Source organism: Arthrobacter sp. PM3, assembly GCF_003352915.1.
GTDB lineage: Bacteria > Actinomycetota > Actinomycetes > Actinomycetales > Micrococcaceae > Arthrobacter.
Genome location: NZ_CP022314.1, coordinates 1,921,012 through 1,946,306 on the forward strand (window position 1 = coordinate 1,921,012; position 25,295 = coordinate 1,946,306).

At 67.4% G+C, this 25,295-nt stretch carries 21 protein-coding genes; 16 read left to right on the plus strand and 5 right to left on the minus strand.

Annotated elements, in window-relative coordinates:
• A partial coding sequence (locus CFN17_RS08935) for an IS30 family transposase (protein ID WP_208748236.1) occupies window positions 1–256 on the plus strand: 256 nt, incomplete at its 5' end.
• Window positions 257–973: 717 nt separating this feature from the next.
• On the opposite strand, the gene CFN17_RS08940 is transcribed toward CFN17_RS08935, so the two are convergent.
• From CFN17_RS08940 to CFN17_RS08950, 3 genes are read right to left on the minus strand one after another with little or no spacing between them, the layout of a single operon-like run.
• Window positions 974–2,164, minus strand: a complete 1,191-nt coding sequence (locus tag CFN17_RS08940) for an acetyl-CoA acetyltransferase (RefSeq protein ID WP_208751050.1) — start codon at window positions 2,162–2,164, stop codon at window positions 974–976.
• On the minus strand, window positions 2,161–2,859 hold the full coding sequence (locus CFN17_RS08945) for a 3-oxoacid CoA-transferase subunit B (protein ID WP_208751051.1): 699 nt from the start codon (window positions 2,857–2,859) through the stop codon (window positions 2,161–2,163). The genes CFN17_RS08940 and CFN17_RS08945 overlap by 4 nt, the downstream gene beginning before the upstream one ends.
• A 44-nt stretch (window positions 2,860–2,903) precedes the next feature.
• A complete protein-coding gene (locus CFN17_RS08950) occupies window positions 2,904–3,632 on the minus strand; it encodes a CoA transferase subunit A (protein ID WP_208751052.1) in 729 nt (242 codons plus the stop codon).
• 191 nt (window positions 3,633–3,823) lie between these two features.
• Between CFN17_RS08950 and CFN17_RS08955 the strand changes: the two genes are divergently transcribed.
• Both CFN17_RS08955 and CFN17_RS08960 read left to right on the plus strand, forming a co-directional pair.
• Window positions 3,824–4,600, plus strand: a complete 777-nt coding sequence (locus CFN17_RS08955) for an IclR family transcriptional regulator (protein ID WP_208751053.1) — start codon at window positions 3,824–3,826, stop codon at window positions 4,598–4,600.
• A 360-nt stretch (window positions 4,601–4,960) separates the two neighbouring features.
• On the plus strand, window positions 4,961–5,926 hold the full coding sequence (locus CFN17_RS08960; RefSeq protein ID WP_208751054.1) for a plastocyanin/azurin family copper-binding protein: 966 nt from the start codon (window positions 4,961–4,963) through the stop codon (window positions 5,924–5,926).
• Between the two features lie 35 nt (window positions 5,927–5,961).
• Here CFN17_RS08960 and nadE read toward each other — a convergent pair whose 3' ends face one another.
• Together nadE and CFN17_RS08970 are read right to left on the minus strand one after the other, a co-directional pair.
• Entirely contained in the window at window positions 5,962–6,783 is an 822-nt protein-coding gene (gene nadE / locus CFN17_RS08965; RefSeq protein ID WP_208751055.1) for an ammonia-dependent NAD(+) synthetase, read from the minus strand.
• 37 nt (window positions 6,784–6,820) lie between these two features.
• Window positions 6,821–7,843, minus strand: a complete 1,023-nt coding sequence (locus CFN17_RS08970; RefSeq protein ID WP_208751407.1) for a LacI family DNA-binding transcriptional regulator — start codon at window positions 7,841–7,843, stop codon at window positions 6,821–6,823.
• Window positions 7,844–8,088: 245 nt separating this feature from the next.
• On the opposite strand from CFN17_RS08970, the gene CFN17_RS08975 reads away from it, so the two are divergent.
• The 13 genes from CFN17_RS08975 (at window position 8,089) to uidB (ending at window position 25,272) form a co-directional block, all read left to right on the plus strand.
• Window positions 8,089–8,940, plus strand: coding sequence for a sugar phosphate isomerase/epimerase (locus CFN17_RS08975; protein ID WP_208751056.1), 852 nt, complete (start codon window positions 8,089–8,091; stop codon window positions 8,938–8,940).
• A 38-nt stretch (window positions 8,941–8,978) separates the two neighbouring features.
• On the plus strand, window positions 8,979–9,986 hold the full coding sequence (locus tag CFN17_RS08980) for a Gfo/Idh/MocA family protein (RefSeq protein ID WP_208751057.1): 1,008 nt from the start codon (window positions 8,979–8,981) through the stop codon (window positions 9,984–9,986).
• Window positions 9,987–10,224: 238 nt separating this feature from the next.
• Complete coding sequence (locus tag CFN17_RS08985; protein WP_208751058.1) at window positions 10,225–11,751, plus strand: ABC transporter substrate-binding protein; 1,527 nt, start codon at window positions 10,225–10,227, stop codon at window positions 11,749–11,751.
• A 6-nt stretch (window positions 11,752–11,757) separates the two neighbouring features.
• A complete protein-coding gene (locus CFN17_RS08990; protein ID WP_208751059.1) occupies window positions 11,758–12,699 on the plus strand; it encodes an ABC transporter permease in 942 nt (313 codons plus the stop codon).
• Window positions 12,696–14,558, plus strand: coding sequence for a dipeptide/oligopeptide/nickel ABC transporter permease/ATP-binding protein (locus tag CFN17_RS08995; protein WP_208751060.1), 1,863 nt, complete (start codon window positions 12,696–12,698; stop codon window positions 14,556–14,558). The genes CFN17_RS08990 and CFN17_RS08995 overlap by 4 nt, the downstream gene beginning before the upstream one ends.
• Window positions 14,555–15,430, plus strand: a complete 876-nt coding sequence (locus tag CFN17_RS09000; RefSeq protein ID WP_208751061.1) for an ATP-binding cassette domain-containing protein — start codon at window positions 14,555–14,557, stop codon at window positions 15,428–15,430. Before CFN17_RS08995 ends, CFN17_RS09000 begins: the two co-directional genes overlap by 4 nt.
• A gap of 44 nt (window positions 15,431–15,474) precedes the next feature.
• The gene (locus CFN17_RS09005; protein WP_261792420.1) at window positions 15,475–16,335 is read left to right on the plus strand and encodes a sugar phosphate isomerase/epimerase; all 861 of its coding nucleotides are present in this window, start codon (window positions 15,475–15,477) and stop codon (window positions 16,333–16,335) included.
• A 31-nt stretch (window positions 16,336–16,366) separates the two neighbouring features.
• Window positions 16,367–17,533 carry a Gfo/Idh/MocA family protein gene (locus CFN17_RS09010; protein ID WP_208751062.1) on the plus strand — a complete coding sequence of 389 codons (1,167 nt, stop codon included), beginning with the start codon at window positions 16,367–16,369 and terminating at the stop codon, window positions 17,531–17,533.
• 92 nt (window positions 17,534–17,625) lie between these two features.
• Window positions 17,626–18,702 (plus strand): LacI family DNA-binding transcriptional regulator, encoded by a 1,077-nt coding sequence (locus tag CFN17_RS09015; RefSeq protein WP_208751063.1) that lies wholly within the window; start codon window positions 17,626–17,628, stop codon window positions 18,700–18,702.
• 81 nt (window positions 18,703–18,783) lie between these two features.
• On the plus strand, window positions 18,784–20,211 hold the full coding sequence (gene uxaC / locus CFN17_RS09020) for a glucuronate isomerase (RefSeq protein WP_208751064.1): 1,428 nt from the start codon (window positions 18,784–18,786) through the stop codon (window positions 20,209–20,211).
• The gene (locus CFN17_RS09025; protein WP_208751065.1) at window positions 20,208–21,665 is read left to right on the plus strand and encodes a mannitol dehydrogenase family protein; all 1,458 of its coding nucleotides are present in this window, start codon (window positions 20,208–20,210) and stop codon (window positions 21,663–21,665) included. Before uxaC ends, CFN17_RS09025 begins: the two co-directional genes overlap by 4 nt.
• A 255-nt stretch (window positions 21,666–21,920) precedes the next feature.
• Complete coding sequence (uidA, locus tag CFN17_RS09030) at window positions 21,921–23,732, plus strand: beta-glucuronidase (RefSeq protein ID WP_208751066.1); 1,812 nt, start codon at window positions 21,921–21,923, stop codon at window positions 23,730–23,732.
• A gap of 70 nt (window positions 23,733–23,802) precedes the next feature.
• Window positions 23,803–25,272 (plus strand): glucuronide transporter, encoded by a 1,470-nt coding sequence (gene uidB / locus CFN17_RS09035; RefSeq protein ID WP_261792421.1) that lies wholly within the window; start codon window positions 23,803–23,805, stop codon window positions 25,270–25,272.
• The last annotated feature ends 23 nt before the right edge of the window (window positions 25,273–25,295 follow it).

A 25,295-nucleotide genomic window follows, 5' to 3' on the forward strand; every position in this document is an offset into this window, starting at 1 on the left:
CCAGTACCCCCGCATCCAGCTGGCCCTGGACGCGGGGGTGTACTTCTGCGATCCGCATTCACCCTGGCAGCGGGGTACGAACGAGAACACCAACCGGCTGCTGCGCCACTGGTTCGAGAAAGGCACCGACCTCTCGGTCTTCACCGCCGAGGACCTCGACACCATCGCCGACAAACTCAACAACCGGCCACGGCCCACCCTGAACCTCGAGACCCCAAAACAACGCATGCGCCAACTCATCGCCGCCGCAGCATGACATAAACCCGGCCCGTTGCAACGACCAGTTGACTTTGAGCCGCCGTGATGGGCTGTAGGTGACCCCGCGTTGCTTTTCGGGACCGGGTTCAGAGACGGATTCGGGCACGCGGACGTCGATCGCGCTGCCCACGCCGCCCATGTTCCGCACCTCGGCCGGGCGCGGGTTGGGGGTCGGGGGTCCGGGTGGCTCCGGGGTCGTCGGGGTCGCCTGGGTCCGTCGGGTGGGAGGGGCCAGGCGTGTTGTGGGGAAACCAGGGGCTCGCGGGGCCGGGTGTGGTGCGGTGAAGCCAGGGTCGCCGCGGGACATGCTCTCCGGGCCCGGCCAAGACTGGACATAGTGCTCAAATGTCCACCGGCCGAGCCGAAGACTGAGCATGTCCTCAAGAGACCGGAGTGAGGAATGAGCATGCTCTCCGGGTGTGGGCACCGCGGAGCATGTCCTTGCGTGCGCGGGCCCGGGAATGAGCAAGCTCACCAGCTGAGCCGAAGAATGAGCATGTCCTCAAGGGGCGGGAGTGAGGAATGGGCATGTCCTCCGGGAGTGGGCGCCGGACGCATGTCCACGGGGGCTCGGGGTGAACTGGTGCCACAAATGAGCATGTCCCGCAGCCGGCAGCCCCGAAACAGGCCCGGCGGCAGCACGACGGTCAGCTACCGCCCGTTGACACCCGGAACGGGCCGTAGCTGACCTCGTGTTGCCTGTTAAACGTGCCTCTTAGACGGCTTCAAGCACGCTGACGTAGTTGGCGATGCCGACGCCGCCCATGTTCTGCACGGCGGCACGGCGCGGTCCGGCCAGTTGCATGTCGCCCGCCGTCCCGGTGAGCTGCATCGCGGCGATCACATGCTGGGAGACGCCAGTGGCGCCGACCGGGTGCCCCTTGGCCTTGAGGCCGCCCGAGACGTTGACGGGAAGCTTGCCGTCCTTGAAAACCCAGCCTTCCGCCAGCGCGCGGGCCCCCTGGCCGCGTTCGGTCAGTCCCATGGCCTCGTACATCAGCAGTTCGGCGATGGTGAAGCAGTCATGGACCTCCGCGAAGTCCAGGTCCTCGACCCCGACGCCGGCCATCGCCAGGGCCCGCTGCCAGGACGTCCGGGTGGCGGCGAACTCGGTGGGGTCCCGGCGGTCGGCCGGGAAGAAATCGTTGGCCTGGCCGAACCCGGCCAGGCGCACCGGCGCAGTGGCGCCGCCGGTCGGGGCGACGCTGAGTACGACGGCGGCGGCGCCGTCGGACACGGGGGAGCAGTCGGTGCGGCGCAGCGGATCGGCGACCACGGGGTTCTTGTCCGAGACGGTGCGGCAGAACTCTTCGCCGAGGTCCTTGCGGAGCTGGGCATACGGGTTGTCGACTCCGTTGCGGTGGTTCTTGGCCGCGATGGTGCCCAGGACGTCGCCGAGGGTATCGGCGCCGTAACGCTTGCCGTAGTGCTTGGCCACTTCGGCGAACAGCCCGGTGAAGCCCGTGGTGGAGGCCTTGCCGGCCATGTCGTAGTCCGCGCCCAGCAGGGCAGCCCCGACGACGTCGGCCCCGGCCTGGGTCATCTTTTCGGCGCCGATGACCAGGACGGTCTTCGCGGTGCCGGCCAGCAAGGACTTGGTGCCCTGCTGGAATGCGGCGGAGCCGGACGCGCAGGCGTTCTCGACCCGGGTGGAGGGCACGTTGGCCAGCTGGTCCGAGACCTGCAGCGCCAGCGAGGACGGGAAGGCCAGGGGCATCATGCCGGAGTTGAACTGGCCGAGGTAGATTTCGTCGATTTGGCCGGGTTCGATCCCCGCGTTGCCGATCGCCTCGGTGGCGACCTGCACGATCAGGGACTCGAGGGTCTCCTCCGTGAGCTTGCCGAAGCGGGTGTGGCCCCAGCCGGTGAGCAGGACGTCCTTGCCAAACTGGTCTTTCAGGCTCATGCTGTGGCTCCTTCCAGGGTGGTGACCGTTGCGAGGGAGGGATCGACGACGAACTCCGCCTCCGTTTTCCCGCGGATCTCGTCGACGGTGACCCCCGGGGCGAGGCGGGTCAGCATGAGCTGCCGGACGCCGCCTGCTGCCGGGTCGTTCTTTACGAGGTCGAACACGGCGAGGTCGCTGATAATCCGGTCCACGCAGCTCAGGCCGGTCAGGGGCAGGGTGCATTCCTTGACAATCTTGGCACTGCCGTCCTTGGCGTTGTGCTCGGTGAGGACCACGACGCGCGGAGTGCCGGCCACCAGGTCCATGGCACCGCCCATGCCCTTGACCATCTTGCCGGGAATGGTCCAGTTGGCGAGATCGCCGGCGCCGGAAACCTGCATGGCGCCCAGGATGGCGACCTTCACGTGGCCGCCGCGGATCATGCCGAAGGACGTGGCGGAGTCGAAGATGCTGCCGCCGGGCAGGACGGTGACGGTCTGCTTGCCGGCGTTGATGAGGTCGGCATCCTCATCGCCTTCATAGGGGAACGGGCCCATGCCCAGCAGGCCGTTTTCGCTCTGCAGGACGACGCGGACGCCGTCGGGCAGGTTGTTGGCGACCAGCGTGGGGATGCCGATGCCAAGGTTGACGTAGTCGCCGTCGTTCAGTTCCTCGGCCGCGATCGCGGCCATTTCATCCCGGGTCCAAGCCATGGTGGGTCTCCTCGAAAAGTCTTTGTGTGCGGGGCGGGTGTGGTTCAGGCGGGTACGACGGCGGCGGCCGCCTCCGGCCGGGGGCGGACGGTGCGCTGTTCGATGTCCTTGAGCCGGTCGCTGGCCTGGACGAGGCGCTGGACGAACACGCCGGGAGTGACGATGTGGTTGGGGTCCAGCTGGCCGGGCTCCACGATCACTTCGGCTTCGGCGACGGTCACCACGCCGGCCGTGGCCACCACGGGGTTGAAGTTCTGCGCGGTGTAGCGGTAGATCAGGTTGCCGTCGGTGTCGGCCGTGTGGGCGTGCACCAGGGCGACGTCGGCCTTGATGGCGCGCTCCAGGACGAACGTTTCGCCGTCGAACTCGGCCAGCGGCTTGCCTTCGGCGACTAGGGTCCCCACCCCGGTCTTCGTGTAGAACGCCGGGATGCCGGCGCCGCCGGCGCGCAGGCGCTCGGCCAGGGTGCCCTGCGGGGTGAACTCGACCTCCAGTTGGCCGGCAAGGTATTGCTCCGCGAAGAGCTTGTTTTCGCCGACGTAGGACGCGATGACCTTGCGGACCTGGCCGCCTTCAATCAGGATGCCGAGGCCTTTGCCGTCCACGCCCATGTTGTTGGAGACGACCGTCAGGCCCTTCACGCCGGAGTCCCTCACCGCCTCGATCAGGTCTGCGGGGATCCCGCTGAGGCCGAAACCGCCGACGGCGAGCGTCATGCCGTCCTGCAGGACGTCCTGCAGCGCGGCGGCCGCCCCCGATTTCACCTTTGACATTGCATCTCCTCATTGAGCTTCGGGCCGCAATCCACTTTGTGGACTGCCTGTCTGAAGAAGGAGCTTATGGTGTGGTGCGGACCACTGTCAACGCGGAAAAGATCGTCAAATTTCCCCATTTTTACAGTGTGGACGCTAGGCTGAAGAGTGTCCACAATATGGATGAAAGACCGCCGATCTGAGGGGAAAATATGAACACCACTCCCGTCCAGGGCGCCCAGGTGGTCAGCCGGGCAGCTGCCCTGCTGCGCCTGGTCGGGCGGAAGCCGGAGGGCTGCCCGCTCGTGGAACTCGTTCGCGACTCGGGGCTGACGCGCCCCACGGTGCACCGCCTCCTGAGCTCCCTGGCGGCCGAGGGGCTCCTGGACCAGGAGCCTGGCAGCGGCAACTGGGTACTTGGCCCGGAGATCCTGCTGCTGGGCTCGGTGGCCTCGGCACGGTTCCCGCTGGAGGACATTGCGAGGCCAAGCCTCCGCCGCCTCGCCGAGGAGACCGGCGAGAGCGCCTTCTTCTCCATCCGCCGCGGGAACGAAACGGTGTGCCTGCTCCGGGAAGAAGGGAGCTTTCCGGTCCGGTCCTTTGTGCTGCACGAAGGAGTGCGGTTTCCCCTCGGCGTGGCGTCCGCCGGCACGGCCATCATGGCGTTTCTTCCGGCGGAGGAACAGGAGGAGCTGTTCGCGGACTGGGCCGCCCACGCGGGCGGTTTTGCGGCCGCGCACACGGAAGCGCGCGTGCGGGAGAATCTCGAGGAAACCCGGCGCGCGGGCTATGCAGTCAACCCCGGGCTGGTCCTGGAGGGCAGCTGGGGGATGGGTGCGGCGGTCTTCGACCAGCGCGGGCGTCCTGCGTGGGCGCTCTCCCTGACCGGCATCGAGCCGCGGTTCCGCGAGGATCGGCGCCCCCGGCTGGGGCGGCTGCTGATGGACGAGGCCCACCGCATCTCGACCCAGCTGCAGGGCGCCGGCTAGGCACAGGCGCCGGCGTGCCGGCACTTTGGCGGCCGTGCCGGCACTCTGGCGGCGTGCTGGCACTCTGGCGGCGTGCTGGCACGGGCGTGCCACAACGCGCCGGGGCGGATTCCGCCCCGCCAGGAGTTCGGGCCGCCCTCGACAAATCAGGGGCCGCGGAGCACGATGGAAACTGCATCCGGAGCCTTCAAAGAACGCCTTCCGGGCTGCTGAACCTCACACCGATCGCATCGCTAATGCCGGCCGGCGGACGTGCCCCCCGGCCGGCGCCGGCCGGCGCCGTGGTCGACGTCGGCCGTCAGAGAAGCACCATGACGGTCCCCGGCCGTATATCCGGGTTTACCCAAAGGAGTGAGTCGTATGGCTCCTCACCCCGCAATTCACTCGACGCTGCGCCCTGTGCACATCGTCCTGGCCGCCGTGATGGCGTTGCTGCTGCCCATGGCTGTCAGCGGCGCCGCCGTGGCGGACGGCGGCAAGTCGTCAAGGACGTGGACCGTCCAGGTCGGGTCCGAATCAGACGACCAGGCGATCCAGGGCATGGCCTTCCTGCCCGAGCACGTCTACATCAACGCCGGCGACAAAGTGACCTGGCGGGCCAACTCCGCCGAGATCCACACGGTCACGTTCCTCGCGGCCGGCCAATCGCTGGACTCCACGCAGCCGTTCAACCCCACGAACCCGCAACAACTCTTCAAGCAGGGCGGCGCCGTATATGACGGGCACTCTTATTTCAACTCCGGGGTCATGTCCAACGTGGCCAACAGCGGCTTCAAGGAGGCCAGGAAATACACGCTGACATTCCCGCACACGGGTGAATTCACGTACTACTGCCTCGTGCACGGAATGGCCATGATGGCCATGGTCCACGTCCGCGCCGCCGGAACCCACTATCCCTACACGCAGTCGCAGTATGACCGCCAGGGACAGAAGCAGGAACGGGCCATTCTGCGCGACGGACATAAGTCCTGGGACGCGGCCCGCGACCAGGCCGACAACCACACGGTCATCGCCGGCACGGACAACGGAACCTCGATGGTCATGCGGTTTGTGCACCAGGAGATCAAGATCAAGACCGGTGAAAGCGTGACATTCATCAACAACGGCATGGGTGCTCCGCATACGGTCACCTTCGGCAAAGAGCCGGCCGACATTTTCGCGCCGCTCGGCAATCCTGCCGCCTACGCCGGCGGGGACCTCAGCTCCGGGCTGATGCCTCCGGGCAGCCGTTACACCGTGACCTTCACGAAGGCCGGTGAGTTCGACTACATCTGCGCCCTGCACGACTTCATGGGCATGGTGGGAACGGTCGAAGTCCGCGACTAGCCGGCCGGCGCCGCATCAGCCCACAGCGGTGCGGGCTACTTCCACCAGGTGTCGAAAATCGTGACCGGAACCGTGCGCTTGTGGCGGGTCCTGAGGTACATCCCCTCGATCCGTTCAGCCACGGCCTCCGGCACGTCACGGCCCTCGAGGTAGTCGTCGATCTGGTCGTAGCCGACGCCGAGTTCGTCCTCGTCGGTCCGGCCGGGCTGGCCGTCCAGCAGATCGGCCGTGGGAACCTTTTCCCAGATGCGGGCCGGGGCGCCCAGCTCGGCGAGCAGGGCCCTGTTTTGGCGCTTATTCAGCCCGAACAAGGGCAGGATGTCCGCGCCGCCGTCACCGTACTTGGTGAAGAACCCGGTGACCGATTCGGCTCCGTGGTCGGTGCCGATGACAAGGTAGTTGTGTTCGCCGGCCAGGGCGTACTGGGCGATCATCCGGGTGCGGGCCTTGGTGTTGCCCTTGTGGAAATCGGAGATCCCGTTCCCGACGGTTTTCTCGAATTCGTCCTCGAAACCGTCCACGGCGGCCGAAATGTTGAACGTCCATTCGGTCTTGGCCCGGATGAAGTCCAGGGCCGCCTGGGCATCGTCCTCGTCGTGCTGGACGCCGTAGGGGAGCCGGACGGCCACGAAGTTCGCGTCGACGCCCTCGGCCTCGAGTTCCTCCACGGCCAGCTGGGCCAGCCGCCCGGCCAGGGACGAGTCAAGTCCGCCCGAGATGCCCAGCACAAAGCCCTTGGTGCGGGTGGCCGTCAGGTATTCCTTCAGGAACGTCACGCGCTTGCGCACCTCCCCGGCAGGGTCGATCCGGGGCTGCACGCCCATTTCCTCGATGATCTTCGCCTGGAGTTCACGCATGCTTCACAGCCTAGCCAGCGGTGTCAACCGCGCTCAACTATTGCGGCGCGGACTGCGGTGCCGGGCCGGTGGATCCGCGCACTTTCAGATGGGTGGGCATGACGGACCGGCTGCGGCGCCCTCCGCCGGCCAGCGGGTTGACCCGGCCCAGCAGCATGGACACGGCCACCCGGCCGGCCTGTTCGATCGGGGACGCCATGGTGGTCAGGGGCGGGTTGCAGAAATCGGCCCCGAAGATGTCGTCGCAGCCGACGATGCTGATGTCCTCAGGGACGCGGATCCCGCGTTCGCGCAGCCGCTGGAGCATGCCGATGGCGATGAGGTCGTTGAAGGCAATGCAGGCGCTGACCCGGCTGTGCACGGCGGCATCGGCGGCGGCCGCACCGGACTGGGTGGTCGGGGCGAAGGGGCCGATCCGGTAGACGTCCACCCCGCGGGCCTCAGCCGCCTCGGACAGGGCGGTCCACCGCCGTTCGCCGGACTGCGAGCTCGCGGGACCGGCCACATAGGCCACCCGGGTGTGTCCCAGCGAGATCAGGTGGTCCAGCGCCTGGCTGGTGGCGGACGGGGTGTCGATGATGACCGCCGGCACCCCGGCAACATCCCGGTTCACCGCCACGATCGGGATCGTCGCCGCCGCAGCCTGCAGGAGCTCGTCGCTGAGCCGGGACGCGGCTACGATGATGCCGTCGGCGCCCTTGCGCAGCTGCTCCATCGCGCTGGCTTCCACTTCGTCGGACTCCTCCGTGTCCACCAGCAGCTGGGTGTAGCCGGCCGCCTTGAGCTGGAGCTGGGTGCCGCGGATGAGGTCGAAATAGAAGGGGTTGGTGATGTCCGGCACCAGGACCCCGACTGCGCCGGTGCGGCCGGAGCTTAGTGCCTTGGCCTGGCTGTTGGGGGTGTAGTTGAGCCTGGCTGCCGCTTCCTCGATGCGCGTGCGGGTCCGGACATTCACCCGGTCGGGTGTTGAGAGCGCCCGGGAGACCGTTGAGGCCGCGACACCGCATAGCGCGGCAATGTCATGGATGGTGGCCGGCCGCTCGGCCTGGTCCGGTCGCATGGACACGGGGCTCCTCTCTGAGCAATGGTCGCGGTGCAATGGTCGCGGGTAAATGTCGCGGCGCAGATGTCACGGTGCAAATTTCACGCTGCCGGGTGTCGGCGTGAACAAAGAGTGACACAAATGCAACAGTTTGGCAATCGGTTGTCAATCGATGGCAGCCCGGCTAGACTCGCAGCAGGACCACCACTGTGAACTGACTCACGCCGCCCCCGGCGGCGGGATACCTGAAGCGGGAGCTTGCCTTGACAACAGCGTCAGCACCAACCACCTTTACCCTGTCCGGCTTCGGCGACGAAGTCGACCCGAGCCCCGAGGTGCAGGCGGCCGTGCTGTTGGCCGTCGGTGCCCGGCACATTGAGGTGCGAAGCGCCTGGGGGACCAACATCTCCGAGCTCTCAGCCGGTCAGCTGGCAGGCCTCAAAGAGATTCTGGCCGCCAAGGGCCTTGCGGTTTCCGCCATCGCCAGCCCCATCGGCAAGGTTGACGTGTCCCTCCCTGTCGAGCATGAAGAGCAGCGCCTGCGCCGCATTATCGACGCCGCCAACGTGCTCGGGACCAAATACATCCGCATCTTCTCCTTCTACCGGGCCGAAGGCCGGAGCCAGGAGGCGATCCGCGGCGACGTCATGACCCGCATGGCGGCGCTCACGGCACTCGCCGCGGAAGCCGGCGTCGTGCTCCTGCACGAAAACGAAAAGGGCATCTACGGCGATACGCCCGAGCGCGTGCTGGACATCATGAAGACCGTCGATTCCCCGTCCCTGCGGATTGCCTGGGACAACGCGAACTTCGTCCAGGTCGGGGTGAGGCCCTATACGGACGGCTATGCCATGCTGCGGCCCTACCTGGAGTACTTCCAGGTCAAGGATGCGCTGGCGGCCAGCGGCGAAGTGGTTCCCGCCGGGCAGGGCGACGGCGAATTGGACGAAACCATCGCCGCCCTGAAAGCCGACGGCTTCAACGGCTTCGCATCCCTGGAGCCGCACCTGGCCAGCGCCCATGAGCTGGGCGGGTTCTCCGGCCCGGCGGCGTTCGGCGCCGCGGCCCGCGCCTTCGCCGGGCTCGCGGCGAAGCACCGGATCGAACTCATCTAGCGCGAATCCGCCACCACCAAGGGAAGTAGGGAGCTCGGATGCCAAAGGCGGCAATCATCGGCTGCGGCGACGTGTCGGTCGTTCACTTTGAGGCACTTGACGGGATGGACGACGCCGATTTGGTGGCAGTCTGCGACACCGATCCGGGCCGCCGCGCCGCGGCGCAGGCGGCCCACGGCGTCCCCGCGTTCGAGGACTACCGGGACATGCTGGCGACGGCGGCCCCGGACGTCGTGCACATCACCACCCCGCACCACGAACACGCGGCGATGGCCATCGAATGCCTGCGCCGCGGCGTCCACGTGGTGCTCGAAAAACCCCTGGCGCACACCCTGGCCGAGGGGGAGCGGCTGCTGGCAGCGGCCGCTGCAAGCACGGCGCGGATTGGCGTGTGCTTCCAAAACCGCTACAACGCGCCGGTGCAGGCAACGCGCCGGCTGCTGGATTCGGGCGACCTGGGCCGCGTGCTGGGCGCCTCGGCCACAGTCATGTGGCACCGGGACGCCGACTACTACCTCAGCCGGCCCTGGCGCGGAAGCTGGGGCGGTGGCGGCGGCGGCCTCATGATGAACCAGGCCATCCACACGGTCGACCTGCTGCAATGGCTGCTCGGCGACGTCGTGGAGCTCTCCGGCAGCGCCTCGGCCCGCGCCCTGGCCGGCACCATCGAGGTCGAGGACACGGCGGAGTTCGCCGCCGTCCACAACAGCGGCGCGCGCAGCGTCTTCTACGCCACCCTCGCCAACACGCTCAACGCCCCCGTGACGGTGGACATCAGCACCGAGAAGGCAACCCTGAGCCTGCGCGGGGACCTCACGGTCACGTACGACGACGGGCGCAGCGACGTGGTGCGTGAACGTGCCGCGGGCTCGGGCGGGCGTTCCTACTGGGGTGTCTCGCACGCCCTGCTGATCGCCGATTTCTACGAAAGCCTGGCGCAGCCGGGCCCGTTCTGGATCGATGCCGCCGAAGCGGCGAAGTCGCTGCGGATCGTCAAGGAACTGTACCGGCAGTCCTACCCCGGCTCCGAGGCGAAAGTGTCCTGAACCCCGGTTGAAAACAGCCGGAAACGGCTAAAAACTGCCGCGCGGGCGGCACCGTCACGCCGTCGTAAATCCGCGGCCAAAAACGGACCAGGCAATAATCCAGAAAGTTTATGACAACCGGTTGCCAGATGTGGCAACCCAACGTACGCTGATCCCACAAGCGGCATTGTGGCCCAGGCCACAATGCCGCTGCCAACGTCCGCTGGATCGGACCTTCGTCAACCGATAGGAGCCAACAATGAAGTTTGGTCCCAAGGCGGCAGCAGCCGCCCTCATCCTCAGCGCGTCCCTCGCGCTCACCGCCTGCGGAGGCGGCGCCGGCGCCGGTGCCGCCGCAGGCTCCGCCGCCACCGCCCTGACGCTGGGCACCATCCAGGACGTCCGGTCCTGGGACCCGGCCCAGGCGCACGTGGGCCACCTGCTCCAGCCATACCAGGCCGTCTATGACACCCTGATCCTGCGGGAGCCGGACGGAAAGCTCAGCCCCATGCTGGCGACGGACTGGAAGTACAACGCCGGCAACACCAAGCTGACCCTGGACCTGCGCACGGATGTGACCTTCAGTGACGGCGCCAAGTTCGACGCTGCGGCCGCCAAAGCCAACATCGACCACTTCAAGACCGCCAACGGCCCGCAGATGGCCCAGCTTGCCTCCGTCAAGGACGTAACCGTGGTGGACGCCGACACCATTGACATCAACCTCACCACCCCGGACCCGGCCCTGGAGTACTTCCTCAGCCAGGCCGCCGGCCTCATGGGCAGCCCCAAGGCGCTGGGCACCGACGGCATCAAGACCGAGCCGGTCGGCTCCGGACCCTACGTGATGGACAAGGCAGCCTCCGTCAAGGACTCGCAGACGGTCTTCACGGCCCGCAAGGACTACTGGAACAAGGACCTGCAGAAGTACCAGAAGCTGACCTTCAAGATCCTGACGGACATCACGGCCCGCACCAATGCCCTGGTCTCCGGCCAGGTCGACGCCACCATCCTGGACCCGAAGACGGGCAAACAGGCCGAGGGCGCCAAGATGCAGCTGGCCGCCAACGAGGTCGACTGGCAGGGCCTGATCCTCATGGACCGCGACGGCACGAAGAACCCGGCGCTGCAGAACGTCAAGGTCCGCCAGGCCATCAACTACGCCTTCGACCGCAAGACCATCCTGGACCAGGTCATGCTGGGTCAGGGCACCCCGACCTCCCAGCCGTTCGGCAAGGCCAGCGGAGCATGGACCCCGGACCTGGAGAACTACTACAGCTACGATCCGGGCAAGGCCAAGCAGCTCCTCAAGGAGGCCGGCTACGAGAACGGTGTCACCCTGGAAATCCCGGGGATCCCCGACTTCCAGACCCAGATTTCCGTGGTCCAGCAGCAGCTGGCTGACGTGGGCATCACCCTCAAGGTCGGCGCCGCGCTGACCAACACCTTCACCTCCGATGTTGCCGCCCGGAAGTACACCACCATGTACTTCTCCCTCTTCCAGGGCCAGCCGACGGTTGCCATCAACCAGATCATCTCCACCAAGGCGCTCTACAACCCGTTCAAAAACGCGGCGCCGGAGCTGGACGCCAAGATCGACGCCGTACGCAACGGCGGTGCCGACGCCGGCAAGCTCGCCCAGGAGGTCAACAAATACGTCGTGGAGCAGGCATGGTTCGCCCCGCTGTTCCGCGTCAACCAGATGTACTACCACAACGCCAAGGTGAACGTGACCCCGCAGACCCAGCAGGCCGTTCCGTCCATCTACAACTACTCACCGGCCAAGTAGGACACCATGATCAGGTTCATTGCGAAAAGGCTGGGCAGCGGGCTGGTGGTGCTGCTGGTGGTCTCCGCGCTCACCTTCTTCCTGCTGTACATGTCCAGCGGCAGCATCGCCAGGAACATCCTGGGCGACCAGGCCACCGCTGAACAGGTGGCGATGAAAGAACACGAGCTGGGGCTGGACCAGCCCCTGCTGACCCGCTACTTCGCCTGGGTGGCTGATGCCCTCAGCGGAAACCTGGGGGCGTCCTGGTTCAGCTCGGAGCCGGTGGCCAACTCCCTGGCCAGCCGGATCCCGGTGACCATGACCATGGTTTTCGCCGCAATGATCCTGATCGCCATCTGTGCCGCACTCATCGGCGTTGCCGCGGCCGTGAAGCGCGGCTGGGTGGACAGGGTGGTCCAGGTCGGGGCGATCATCGGCGACTCCGTCCCGGGGTTCGTGATCGGCGTCGTCCTGGTGACCATCCTGGCCATCCAGCTGGGCCTCTTCCCGGCCACCAGCACCATTTCCCCGGAATCCGGGGCAGACGCGTGGGTCTACTCCATGTCGCTCCCGGTGATCGCCCTGCTGATCAACGGCGTCACCGGGGGCGCGCAGCAGATCCGCAGCGCCGTCATCAAGCAGCTCGAACGCGACTACGTCCGCACGCTGCGCAGCCGCGGGATCGGTGAGCGCGAGATCCTCTTCAGGCACGTCCTGCGCAGCGCGGCGCCCGCCGGCCTGACCGTGCTGAGCCTGCAGCTGATCGGCATGCTCGGCGGCGTGGTGATCATCGAGCAGATCTTCGCCCTCCCCGGCATGGGTCCGCTCGCGGTCACCGCCACCGGCCAGTCGGATCTTCCCGTGGTGATGGGCGTCGTGATGTACACGGTGGTCGTCGTGATCGTGGTGAACCTGCTGGTGGACATTCTCAATGGCTGGCTCAACCCGAAGGTACGTGTGTCATGAGCGATTCTGTAGAAACCGCGGCCGTCGCCGGCCCCGCGGCCCCGGTCACCGGCCAGTCCGGCACGGTGGTCCGTTCCAATGTCCTCAAGCGCCTGGCCAGGAACCCCCTCGGCGTCGTGGCCATCACGATCCTGGCGGTGATCTCGCTCCTGGCCATCCTGGCCCCGGTGCTGGCCCCCTTTGACCAGAACTACGCGAACATCGCCAAGACCCTCGCCGCTCCGGACTCCGTGAACATCCTGGGCACCGACAGCGCCGGGCGCGACGTCTGGAGCAGGCTCCTGTACGGCGCGCAGCTGACGCTGCTGTCCGCGCTGCTCTGCGCCGGGGTGGCCATCGTGATCGGCCTGCCGGCCGGGCTGATCGCCGGCTACTACGCCGGACGATTCGAAGCTGTCTCCAACTGGGCGGTCAGCATCCTCATGAGCCTCCCCGGGCTGATCGTGCTGCTCACCATCCGTGCGGTCTTCGGCCCCTCGGTCTGGATCTCCATGATCGCCTTCGGCATCCTCATCAGCCCCTCCTACTTCCGGCTGACCCGCACCGCCGTCCAGTCGGTGCGCAACGAACTTTACGTTGACGCCGCCCGCGTCTCCGGGCTGTCGGACCTGAGCATCATCGCCCGGCACATCTTCTCCGTGGTCCGGGCCCCCATCATCATCCAGACCGCGGCGATCGCCGGGGTGGCCATCGCCATCCAGTCCGGCCTGGAGTTCCTCGGCCTGGGCGACCCCACCAAGGCAACCTGGGGTGTCATGCTCTCCGAGGGTTTCAAGAACGTCTACCTGAACCCGACCCTGCTCTTCTGGCCGGCGCTGGCCATGGCGCTGACCATCGGCGGCCTGGTCCTGCTGGGCAACGCCATCCGCGACGCCCTCGAAGACGGGGAAAAGATCAAACACCGCAAGAAGGCAATCTCAGTGCAACGCACGACGCCGGCGCCCGGCACCGCGCGCACAGTACGTGCCGCTGGCGGGAGGCCGGCGGCCGCCGTCGACCCCGGAACCGAGCACCACCTGGTCAAGGTGACCCACCTCGGCGTCGGCTATCCGCAGGCGGACGGCTCCATCAAGAAAGTGGTCGACGACGTCTCCTTCCACGTGGACCGCGGCGAGATCCTGGGCATCGTGGGCGAGTCCGGCTCCGGCAAATCCCAGACCGCCTTCTCCATCCTGGGGCTGCTGCCGGACAACGCCCGGATCGTCGCCGGTTCCATCCAGTTCGACGGCAACTACACGGTCGCGCCGGGCGAGGACCGCGTCAGCCAGGAACGGCTGGCCAAGCTGCGCGGCAAGCGGATCTCCTACATTCCGCAGGAACCCATGAGCAACCTGGACCCGGCCTTCACCATCGGGTACCAGCTGGTGACGCCCATGGTCCGCGTCCTCGGGATCTCCAAAGCCGAGGCCACCAAAAGGGCCCTGAAACTGCTCACGGACGTCGGAATCGTCAACCCGGACCGGACCTTCAACGCCTACCCGCACGAGGTCTCCGGCGGCATGGCCCAGCGCGTGCTGATCGCCGGCGCCATCAGCTGCGAACCGGACCTGGTGATCGCCGACGAGCCCACCACGGCCCTGGACGTGACCGTGCAGGCGGACGTGCTGGACCTGCTGCGCGAACTCCAGCAGCGCCTGAACATCGGCGTCATCCTGGTGACCCACAACTTCGGTGTGGTGGCGGACCTCTGCGACCGGGTGGCCGTCATGCAGAACGGCCGCCTCGTGGAGGAAGGACTCGTGCGCGAGATCCTCCGCAACCCGCGGGAACCCTATACACAAACGCTTCTGGCTTCCATGCTCGAAGGCAAAGAACCCATGTCCATGCTTGTTTCCCGGCAGAAGGAGCCAGCCGCATGAGCCCCGCCGACACCGCACCGCTGCTCACCGTCGACCAGCTCGTGGTCGAGTACCCCGGCAAGAAGTTCCGGGCAAATCCCTTCCGCGCCCTGACGGACATCAACATCAGCATCGGCCGGGGCGAAACCCTGGGACTGGTGGGGGAGTCCGGCTCCGGCAAGACCACCCTGGGCCGCGCCATCCTGGGCCTGGCCCCCGTAACCGCCGGCAGGATCAGCTTCGACGGCAAGGACATCAGCCACGCCAGCCGCAAGGACCGGCGCGTCCTCAGCCGGGACCTGCAGGTGGTCTTCCAGGACCCGTACACCTCCCTGAACCCGGCCCTGGAGATCGGCGACATCCTCGCCGAGCCCCTCGGCGTGCAGGGCATGGACGCCGCAGCGGCCAGGAGGCGGGTGAAGGAACTGCTGGACCAGGTGGGCCTGCCCGCCGACGCCATCAACCGCCTCCCGCGCGAGTTCAGCGGCGGGCAGCGCCAGCGCGTCGCGATCGCCCGCGCCCTGGCGCTCTCGCCGAAGCTGATCGTCTGCGACGAACCCGTCAGCGCCCTGGACCTCTCAACCCAGGCCCGGGTCCTGGACCTCTTCCTGCAAATCCAGAAGGACACCGGGGTGTCCTACCTCTTCGTCTCGCACGACCTCGACGTCGTCCGGCACATCAGCCACCGCGTCGCCGTGATGTACCACGGCGAGATCGTCGAACAAGGGCCGGCCGGCGTCGTCACCACCGACCCCGACCACCCCTATACCCAGCGGCTGCTGCTGGCGTCCCCGGTCCCCGACCCTGACCGGCAGGAACAGCGCCGGGCGGACCGGCACCGGCTGCTGGAAATCCAGCGGCAGCAGCATGAGCAGGCCGGCGCCCTGACCTAGGCAGCGCACCCACAAGACCACCACCATGCAGGAGGACAATAACAATGGCAAAAATCGGCGTACAGGCGATGATGCTCAAAGACAGCTTCGCCGGACTTGGGGCCTTTGAAACGCTCCGCAAGGTCAACGCGATCGGCTACAACGCCGTCGAGATCTCCCAGATCCCGATGACACCGGACAACGTAGCAGAGCTGAACCGCTCCCGCAGCGAGCTCGGCATGGACATAGCCGCGCTGTCCGTGGCCATGGAAACACCGAAGGGCTTCCCTGGCGATTCGCTCCAGGAAAACTTCGACAAGGTCGTTGACGATGCCAAGAGCCTGGACTCGACGCTGCTGCGGATCGGCATGCTGCCGTTCGCGGCCATGAAGTCGATCGACGCCGTCATCGACTTCGCCAAGCAGGCCAACGACTACGCCGAACGCCTGCAGGAACACGGCATCGGACTGTACTACCACAACCACCACATCGAGTTCGCGAAGTTCGACGGCAAATACATGCTGGACATCATCGCCGAGAACTCCCCGGCCATGGGCATGGAACTGGACGTGCACTGGGTGCAGCGCGGCGGCCAGGACCCGGTCCGCACCATCGAAAAGTACGCCGGCCGCACCGCCATGGTGCACCTGAAGGACTACCGGATCGGCCAGCTGCCCGAAGAATCCTTCGGGCTCCTGGAAACGGGCGATTTCCGCGGCTTCATGGACCACTTCAAGAACGTGGTCCAGTTCGCCGAAGTGGGCGAAGGCAACCTCGACTTCCCGTCCATCATCCCCGCAGCCCGGGCCGCCGGCGCCCGGTACCTGTTGGTTGAGCAGGACGAACTCTACGGCCGCACGGTCTGGGACGCCCTGCAGACCTCCTACGACAACCTCGTGGCCATGGGCCACGCCGACCTCTTCTAGACCACACCCAATGACTATGGAGAATCACCACATGAGCAACAAAGTACGCCTAGGCATCATCGGCCTCGGCCAGCAGGGCGGCATGTATGCCAAGTTCATCGCCGAGGGCGCAGTCCCGAACATGGTGATCGGGGGCATCTGCGACACGGACCCCGCCAAGAAGGAACTGGCAGCTTCCCAGTACCCGGACGCGCCGTTCTACGAGGACTACCTCGCCATGCTCGAAAGCGGCGACGTCGATGCGATCGTCACCTGCGTGCCGCACTTCCTCCACCCGGAGATGGGCATCGAAACGCTGAAGCGCGGCATCCACGCCCTCGTGGAGAAGCCGGCCGGCGTCTACACGAAGCAGGTCAAGGAGCTGAACGACTTCGCGGCCACCAGGCCCGAGCTCTCCTTTGGCATCATGTTCAACCAGCGCAACAACCCGCTGTACAAGAAGCTCAAGGAGATCGTCGACAACGGCGAGATCGGCGCCATCCGCCGCACCAACTGGATCATCACCAACTGGTGGCGTCCGCAGGGTTACTACAACTCCAGTGAATGGCGGGCCACGTGGGGCGGCGAGGGCGGCGGCGTCCTGGTCAACCAGGCACCGCACCAGCTGGACCTGTGGCAGTGGATCTGCGGCGTTCCGCAGTCCGTCTACTCCAAGGTGGCCTACGGCTTCCGCCGCGACATCGCCGTCGAAGACGAGGTCACCGCCGTCGTCGATTATGGCAACGGCGCCACCGGCGTCTTTGTCACCGCCACGCACGACATCGTGGGAACGGACCGTTTCGAAATCCTGGGCGACCAGGGCAAGATCGTCGTCGAAAACTCCAAGACCGCCACCGTGACCCGGCTGAAGAAGCCCGAGCGCGAGCTCAGCGACGGCATGGGCATGGACGACGTCCGGAAGCTCTTCATGGGCGAGCTGAACCCGGAGGAGTACTACACCACCGAGGTCATCGAGTTCGAATCGGCCTGGGGCGCACAGCACGCAGGGGTCCTGGAGAACTTCGCGGCCAACATCCTGGACGGCACGCCGCTGCTGGCGCCGGGCTCGGACGGCATCAACGGCGTCCGGCTGGCCAACGCCATCCACCTCTCCAGCTGGACGGGCCGGGAAGTGGGCCTGGACTTCGATCCCGACGAGTTCCTTAGCCAGCTGAACAAACGGATCGCGGGGGAGGGCAAGTTCCCCGAGCGCTCCTAGTCCAGCCAACTGGCAGCAGGGGCCGTTCCGGACGCACACAGAACGGCCCCTGCTGCGAGCCAGTTGGGATGTTTCCTCGTTAGGATGGGGCCGTGACTGAACCCGCGAAGCCAGACGTTGCCGCACCAGCCGGACCCGCCGCAGCGCCGGCGAGGAAGCCTGCCCGGGAAGGGAAGTCCGGCGCCACGATCTACGACATCGCCCGGGCTGCCGGGGTGAACCCGTCCACGGTGTCGCGGGCGCTCAGCAAGCCGGGCCGGGTCAGCGCCAAGACGCAAAAACTCATCGAGGACGCGGCGGCCGAGCTCAACTACCAGGTGAACCCGTTCGCGCGGGCATTGCCCACGGGACGGACCAGTACCTTCGGCCTCATCGTCGCCGACATCACCAACCCCACGTTCTTCGACATCATCCGCGGGGCAGGCGCCACCGCCACGGCCCGGGACTACACCCTGGTCCTCGCCGACTCGGCCGAGTCCGCCGTCACCGAGCTGACCACCGCCCGACGGATGATGCCCACCGTCGATGGGCTGATCCTCGCCAGCCCGCGCATGGACGACGACGACATCCGAGCGCTCGCCCGCGACAAGCCCGTGGTGGTCATCAACCGCGAGGTCGACGGCGTCCCGTGCGTGGTGCCCGACGTCAACAAAGGCATCAGCGAGGCCGTCCGCAGCCTCGCCGCGAACGGGCACAGGAAAGTCGCCTACGTGGCAGGGCCGGCACAGTCCTGGATGTCCGCCCGGCGCTGGGAGGGCGTCCGGGCGGCGTGTGAATGGTCCCGGCTCGAGGCCGTGCGGCTGGAGTCCACCAAACCCACGGTCGACGGCGGCCGGCAGGCCGCCCGTGCGGTGCGGGCCAGCGGCGCCACCGCCGTCCTGACGTACAACGATCTCCTCGCCATCGGCCTGATGCAGGAGCTGCAGGCCGCCGGCGTGGTGGTCCCGGACCAGCTCAGCATTGTCGGCTTTGACGACATCTTCGGGGCGGATTTCACCACCCCGCCGCTGACCACCGTGCGATCCCCCCTGGGCGAATGCGGTTCCGGCGCGGCCGGACTCCTGCTGGACAGCCTGGCCGGCGGGGGCGGGGCGGCGGCCGGGACGCTGAGCGTGGAAACCGAACTCGTGCTGCGCGGTTCCAGCGGGCGGCTCCTGCCGTCGGCGTAGGAGCACCGAGGCAAACGCGCCGGGTTGGCAATATTTGGCAACCGGTTGACAAAATGGTTGCCGCAGCTGGACCATTGAGCTATGTCACAGTCGATTGCAGCCTCTCCGGACCGGCTCCTGCCCGCCGACCCAGGCACGCGGAGCATTGCCCGCAGCCTGCTCGCCCAGGTACAGGACCTGCCGATCATTTCCCCGCACGGCCACGTCGATGCCGCCGTGCTCGAGCAGAACACCCCCTTCCCCGACCCGGCAGCGCTGCTGGTCAGCCCGGACCACTACGTCACCCGCCTGATCCACGCCAGCGGCGTCCCGCTGGAACACCTGCGCCCGCAGGCCGGCGCTCAGGCGCACGGGTCCGCGGCGGCGCCGGAATCCCGGGCTGTGTGGCGGGCATTCTGCGAGGCGTGGCCGCTCTTCGACGGCACCGCCTCGGGCTACTGGCTCCGCGACCAGTTTCACAGCGTTTTCGGCCTGGAGCAGGAGATCAGCGGCGCCACCGCCGACGCCTCCTACGACGCCATCTCGGCCCGGCTCCAGGAAGCGGATTTCCGACCCCGCCAGCTGTTCAAGGACTTCAACATCGAGGTGCTGGCCACCACCGACGACCCGCTGGATGACCTGGCCGCCCACAAGGCCCTGGCCGCGGACCCCACGTTCCACGGCCGCGTCCTGCCGACGTTCCGGCCCGACGCCTACCTCAACCCGGCCAACCCGGCCTGGGGCGGCAACGTCGAACGGCTCATCGCGGCAGCGGGCGACGGCGGCAGCGGCTTTGCCGGCTACCTCACTGCGCTCGAGAACCGGCGTCGCTACTTTGTGGACCACGGCGCTGTGTCGGCCGACCACGGCGTCCGCACCCCGCGCACCCTGAAGCTGGACGCCGCTGATGCGGAGCGGCTCTTCGAGCGGGCCCGCGCCGGTGAGGCCACCGCCGCCGAGCGCGAAGACTTCGAAGCCCACATGATGTACCAGATGGCGCGGATGTCGGTCGAGGACGGCCTGGTCATGACCATCCACCCGGGCTCGTTCCGCAACCACCACACGGACACGTTCAACAAGTACGGTGCGGACACCGGGCACGACATCCCCTTCGCGATCGACTACACCGCGTCCATCCGGCCCGTGCTGCAGGACTTCGGCAACAACCAGGACTTCCACCTGGTGCTCTTCACCATGGACGAAACCGTCTATTCGCGCGAGCTCGCGCCCCTGGCCGGTTTCTACCCGTCGGTCTACCTCGGCGCCCCGTGGTGGTTCCTGGACGCGCCCGACGCCATGCTGCGCTTCCGCTCCGCGGTGACCGAGACGGCCGGATTCTCCCGGTCCTCGGGTTTCATCGACGACACCCGCGCCTTCTGCTCCATTCCGGCCCGGCATGACGCCTCCCGCCGGATCGAGGCCTCGTTCCTGGCCCGCCTCGTGGCCGAGCACCGGATCAGCGAGGACCGGGCCCGCGACATCATCGTCGACCTCGTCGACGGCTCCCCGAGAAGGGTCTTCAAGCTATGACCATCACAGAAAACGCCGGGACCCCCGGACCGGCTGCCGCGGCGGAACTGCCGCGGCTGAACCGCGGCCTCCGTCCCGCGGCCGCGGCCCCGGTGCGGATCGTCCACCTGGGCCTGGGTGCCTTCCACCGCTCGCACCAGGCGTGGTACACCCACCATGCCGGCGACGCCGCGGAGTGGGGGATCGCCGCGTTCACTGGCCGGCGCCCCGACGCGGCGCTGGCGCTGGCCGAACAGGACGGCCTCTTCACGCTGGTGGAACGCGGCGACGCCGGCGACGCCTTCGAAGTGATCGGCAGCATCGTCGACGCCGTGGACGGGGCCGACGTCGCGCGGCTCGCCGCGCTGGTCTCCGCTGCCGGGACCGCCGTCATCACGCTGACCATCACCGAGGCCGCCTACCGGCTCGGCGCCGACGGCCGGCTGGACCGCGGGGCTCCCGACGTGGTCGCGGACCTTGACGTGCTGGCGTCCGGCGAGGGTTTCCCGGCGACGCCGCTGGGCCGGCTGGTCTTTGCCCTCGCCGCCCGCCGGGCCGCCGGGGCCGGTCCCCTCGCGGTTGTCTGCTGCGACAACCTCGCCGACAACGGCACAGTGGCCCGCAACGCCGTCGTCGGCCTGGCCGGCTACTGGGACTCCGGGCTGGCCGGCTGGATCGAAGCGAACATCAGCTTCGTCAGCACGTCCGTGGACCGGATCACTCCGCGGACCACGGACGCCGACCTCGCCGCCGTCGAGGCCGCCTGCGGTTACCGCGACACCTCGCCGGTGGTGGCCGAGCCGTTCCGCAACTGGGTCCTCAGCGGCGCCTTCCCGGCCGGCCGGCCCCGCTGGGAGGACGCCGGAGCGGTGTTCGTCGATGACATCGGGCCGTACGAAAACCGCAAACTGTGGCTCCTGAACGGGGCGCACTCGCTCCTGGCCTACGCCGGGCAGCTGCGCGGCCACTCCACTGTGGCCGAGGCCCTGCAGGACGAGCCCTGCCGGCAGGCCGTCGAGGCGTTCTGGGACGAGGCGGAAAGCAACCTGCATGGCCCGGCCGGAGATGCAGCCGAGCTGCGGATCCCGGCGTACCGTGCCGCGCTGCTGGAGCGTTTTGGCAACGGCAGGATCGCTCACCACCTCGCCCAGATCGCCATGGACGGGAGCACCAAGCTGCGCATGCGCGCCGTTCCGGTGCTGCTGGCCGAACGCGCGCAGGGCAGGTCCGGCGCCGCGGCGGCCCTCATGATCGCCGCGTGGATGGACTTCACGGCCACCGCTGAGAGTCTCCAGGACCCGCTTGCGGCGGACGTGGCGGCAGCCAACACGCTGGCCGGTGCGGAGCGCATCCGTGCCCTGCTCAGCCTGCTGTCCCCGGACCTGCTGGATCCGGCGGCACCCTCCGGCGGCCCCGTCGTCGAACTCATCGAAAACCTCAGTGGAACCTTCTCCGGGCCGGCTGTCCCGGAGTAAGCGGACCTTCTGCAGGCATAACTGCCCGGCACCGGCAACCGCCGGTGCCGGGCAGTTTCGTGTCGCGGCGATCCAGCGGCGCATTGTGCCGCGGGCCGTCTCCGTTCTGCCAGAACGAAATTTATGGCAACCGCTTGCCAAATGATTGCCAAGTGACTAGGATTACATGCAGACACAGGGGCCACCAGGTGGCAACCGGCACCGCCGGCCGCGCCGGAAGGCCCGCCCCGCAACGACGCGTAAGGAGTTCCCGCGATGCTAAAGCCCCAGGCCAGCGAAACCCGCGAGCTCGTCAACCTCGACGGCCTGTACCGCTTCAAGGTGGACTTTGACCGCTCCGGCCACCGGGACGAATGGTTCAAGGCGCCACTGGCAACCGCACTGGAAATGGGCGTCCCTGCCAGCTACAACGACGTCTTCCCGGACAAGGCCATCAGGGACCACGTTGGTTACGTCTGGTACCAGCGGAACGTGCGCGTGCCCCGCGGCTGGGCGGGGGAGCGCATCCACATCCGGCTCGACTCGGCCACCCATGAGGGCATGGTGTGGGTCGACGACACCCTGGTGGCCCGGCATGCGGGCGGCTACATGCCGTTCAGCGCGGACATTACCGACCACGTGACGCCGGGGCAGGAATTCCGCCTCACCATCTCCGTCAACAACGAGCTCACGCAGGGCACGATCCCGCCGGGCACCATCACCGTCACCGGGGACGGCCGCCGCCAGCAGAGCTACCTCCACGACTTCTACAACTACGCCGGCCTGCACCGCAGCGTCTGGCTGTTCAGCACCCCCGCCGTGAGAGTCGATGACATCACCGTCGTCACCGGCTTCGACGGATCCACCGGCAGCGTCGACTACACGATCGCCACCGCCGGCGGGACCGGCAGCGAGACCGTCACCGTGATCCTCCGCGACGCCGACGGCGCCGAGGCGGCCCGCGCCGACGCCGCCGGCGGCACCCTGGCGATTGCCGACGTCGTGCTCTGGAAGCCCGGCGCCGCGTACCTGTACAGCCTCACGGCTGAAATCCGCGACGGCGGCCGGCTGCTGGACAGCTACACGCTCCCGGTCGGTGTCCGCACCGTGGAAGTGCGCGGCAAGGAATTCCTCATCAACGGCGAACCGTTCTACTTCACCGGCTTCGGGATGCACGAGGACCACGTGGGGATCGGCAAGGGCCACAGCGACGCCCAGATGGTCAACGATTTCCAGCTTCTGGACTGGGTGGGCGCCAATTCGTTCCGGACCTCGCACTACCCCTACGCCGAGGAAGTCATGGAGTTCGCCGACCGGCACGGGATCGTGGTGATCGACGAAACCGCCGCCGTCGGCCTGCACCTGGGCTTCGGCGCTGTTTTCGGCGGCATCGCGAAGAAGACCTATGTCGAGGGCGGGGTGGACGCCAACACCGCCGCCAGCCACCGGCAGGCCATCGCCGAGCTCGTCGCCCGCGACAAGAACCACCCCTCCGTGGTGATCTGGTCGATCGCCAACGAGCCCAACGGCTCCGAAGAGGGCGCCCGCGAGTACTTCGCACCCCTCGCGGAACTGACCCGCCAGCTGGACCCCACCCGCCCGGTCGGCTACGTCAACGTCATGTTCGACACCCCGGACAAGGAACTGCTCGGGGACCTGTTCGACGTCATCATGCTCAACCGCTACTACGGCTGGTACCTCAACAACGGCGACCTCGAAACAGCGGAGCAGGTCCTGGAGAAGGAACTGCGGGGGTGGGAAGCCAAATACGGCAAGCCCATGATCATGACCGAGTACGGACCCGACACCATGCCCGGCTTCCACTCCATCTACGAACAGCCCTGGAGCGAGGAATACCAGGCCGCCTTCCTGGCCATGTACCACCGCGTCTTTGACCGCGTGGACGCCATGGTCGGCGAGCAGGTCTGGAACTTCGCCGACTTCCAGACTTCCAACGGCATCATGCGCGTGGACGGCAACAAGAAGGGCGTCTTCACCCGGGACAGGCGGCCCAAGCCCGCCGCCTACGCCCTGCGCCAGCGGTGGACGGCACTGGCCGGCACCAAAACCATCACTACCGGGGCCTAGGCCCCACCACAAATTTTTCGCCGGACCCCGACCCTCGTCTGCGTCCGGCAACGGGTAAAGGAGCCCAATCATGAAAAAGCTGAGCAAGCTCAGCATCGTCGGCTACGGCGCCGGCGATGCTGCCAACAACCTCGCATTCACCACCGCCACCATGTTCCTGCTGGTGTACTACACAGACGTGGCCGGCATCTCCGCCGCGGCCGCCGGCACCCTGCTGCTCGTGGTTCGGGTCTTCGACGCCTTCGCCGACGTCTTCGCCGGCCGCGTGGTGGACCGGACCTACAGCAAGCGGTTCGGCAAGTTCCGCCCGTTCATCATGTTCGGCTCCATCCCGCTGCTGCTGCTGAGCGTGGCCACCTTCTCCATCCCCGCCCTGGGCGAATCCGGCACCCTGATCTACGCCTACGTCACGTACGCCGCCCTGGGCCTGGCCTACAGCCTGGTCAACATCCCCTACGGTTCACTGGCCGGCGCCATGACCCAGGACCCGGCCGAACGCGCCAAGCTGGGCTCCGCCCGGATGATCGGCGCCCTGCTGGTCGGCTCTGCCCTGGGCATCTTCGTGGCACCCCTGATCAAGCCCGGCGCGAACCTGCAGGCCACGTTCACCACCATCACCATCGCGTTCGTCGTGATCGGCGCGGCCCTGTACCTCTTCACCGTGTTGACGGCGAAGGAACGCGTCCACCGGGCTGTCCCGAACGTGACGTTCAAGCAGAGCATGGACACCCTCAAAGGCAACCGGCCGCTGCTGATGCTGTGCCTGAGCTCCTTCTTCTTCCTCACCGGCTACCTGGCCCTGACCTCGGTGCAGCTGTACTACCTCCGCGATGTCCTGGGACGGCTGGACCTGTACCCCGTGCTGTCCATCACCCAGCTCGTCCTCACTTTCGTGCTGGCCGGGTTCATGCCCCGGCTGGTCCGGACCGCCGGCAAGAAGCGCGTCTACATCGCCGCGTCGCTGATTTCCGCAGTTGGCGGCGCCATTGTGTTCTTCACCCCGGCCAGCCAGGTCTGGGTCGGATTCTCCGGCCTGCTCATCAGCCTCGTGGGTGTCCTCGCCGTCAGCATCGTGGTGTGGGCGCTCGAGGCCGACACCGTCGAGTACGGCGAATGGAAGACCGGGGTCCGGACCGAGGGCATCACCTACGCGCTGTTCTCCTTCACCCGCAAGACCGGCCAGGCCGTCGGCGGAGCCCTGGCGGCCTACGCCCTGGCCCTGGGCGGTTACAAGTCCGGCGCCGCCCAGACGCCGGAGGCCGTCTTCGGCATCCAGGTGGCCGCCGGCGCACTGCCGGCCGTCATGACCATCCTGGCCGTACTCGTCATGGCCAAGTACACGCTCACTGACGCCATGCACGCCCGGATCCTCAGCGAGATCCGCGCCCGCCGCACCGCTGGCGGCAGCGGAACGTCCGACGGCGACAGTGCGGCTGCCGCGGCCACCCCGGACACCGCACCCGCTACTGCCGCCCCTGTTTCCGCCGCCCCTGTTTCCGCTGACGCTGTACCCGCCGCGCCGCTGGCGTCCGGCAACTAAGCCACCCCCACCACCCCAGATAA

Excerpts from the sequence above, each read along its gene's own strand:
- CFN17_RS08970 (WP_208751407.1), bottom strand. The coding sequence starts at position 7,843 with ATGCGACCGGACCAGGCCGAGCGGCCGGCCACCATCCATGACATTGCC.
- CFN17_RS08955 (WP_208751053.1), top strand. The coding sequence starts at position 3,824 with ATGAACACCACTCCCGTCCAGGGCGCCCAGGTGGTCAGCCGGGCAGCT.
- CFN17_RS09000 (WP_208751061.1), top strand. The coding sequence starts at position 14,555 with ATGAGCCCCGCCGACACCGCACCGCTGCTCACCGTCGACCAGCTCGTG.
- CFN17_RS09010 (WP_208751062.1), top strand. The coding sequence starts at position 16,367 with ATGAGCAACAAAGTACGCCTAGGCATCATCGGCCTCGGCCAGCAGGGC.
- CFN17_RS08995 (WP_208751060.1), top strand. The coding sequence starts at position 12,696 with ATGAGCGATTCTGTAGAAACCGCGGCCGTCGCCGGCCCCGCGGCCCCG.
- CFN17_RS09025 (WP_208751065.1), top strand. The coding sequence starts at position 20,208 with ATGACCATCACAGAAAACGCCGGGACCCCCGGACCGGCTGCCGCGGCG.
- CFN17_RS09005 (WP_261792420.1), top strand. The coding sequence starts at position 15,475 with ATGGCAAAAATCGGCGTACAGGCGATGATGCTCAAAGACAGCTTCGCC.
- CFN17_RS08945 (WP_208751051.1), bottom strand. The coding sequence starts at position 2,859 with ATGGCTTGGACCCGGGATGAAATGGCCGCGATCGCGGCCGAGGAACTG.
- CFN17_RS08985 (WP_208751058.1), top strand. The coding sequence starts at position 10,225 with ATGAAGTTTGGTCCCAAGGCGGCAGCAGCCGCCCTCATCCTCAGCGCG.
- CFN17_RS08980 (WP_208751057.1), top strand. The coding sequence starts at position 8,979 with ATGCCAAAGGCGGCAATCATCGGCTGCGGCGACGTGTCGGTCGTTCAC.
- CFN17_RS08940 (WP_208751050.1), bottom strand. The coding sequence starts at position 2,164 with ATGAGCCTGAAAGACCAGTTTGGCAAGGACGTCCTGCTCACCGGCTGG.
- nadE (WP_208751055.1), bottom strand. The coding sequence starts at position 6,783 with ATGCGTGAACTCCAGGCGAAGATCATCGAGGAAATGGGCGTGCAGCCC.
- uidB (WP_261792421.1), top strand. The coding sequence starts at position 23,803 with ATGAAAAAGCTGAGCAAGCTCAGCATCGTCGGCTACGGCGCCGGCGAT.
- uidA (WP_208751066.1), top strand. The coding sequence starts at position 21,921 with ATGCTAAAGCCCCAGGCCAGCGAAACCCGCGAGCTCGTCAACCTCGAC.
- CFN17_RS08950 (WP_208751052.1), bottom strand. The coding sequence starts at position 3,632 with ATGTCAAAGGTGAAATCGGGGGCGGCCGCCGCGCTGCAGGACGTCCTG.
- CFN17_RS08990 (WP_208751059.1), top strand. The coding sequence starts at position 11,758 with ATGATCAGGTTCATTGCGAAAAGGCTGGGCAGCGGGCTGGTGGTGCTG.
- uxaC (WP_208751064.1), top strand. The coding sequence starts at position 18,784 with ATGTCACAGTCGATTGCAGCCTCTCCGGACCGGCTCCTGCCCGCCGAC.
- CFN17_RS08960 (WP_208751054.1), top strand. The coding sequence starts at position 4,961 with ATGGCTCCTCACCCCGCAATTCACTCGACGCTGCGCCCTGTGCACATC.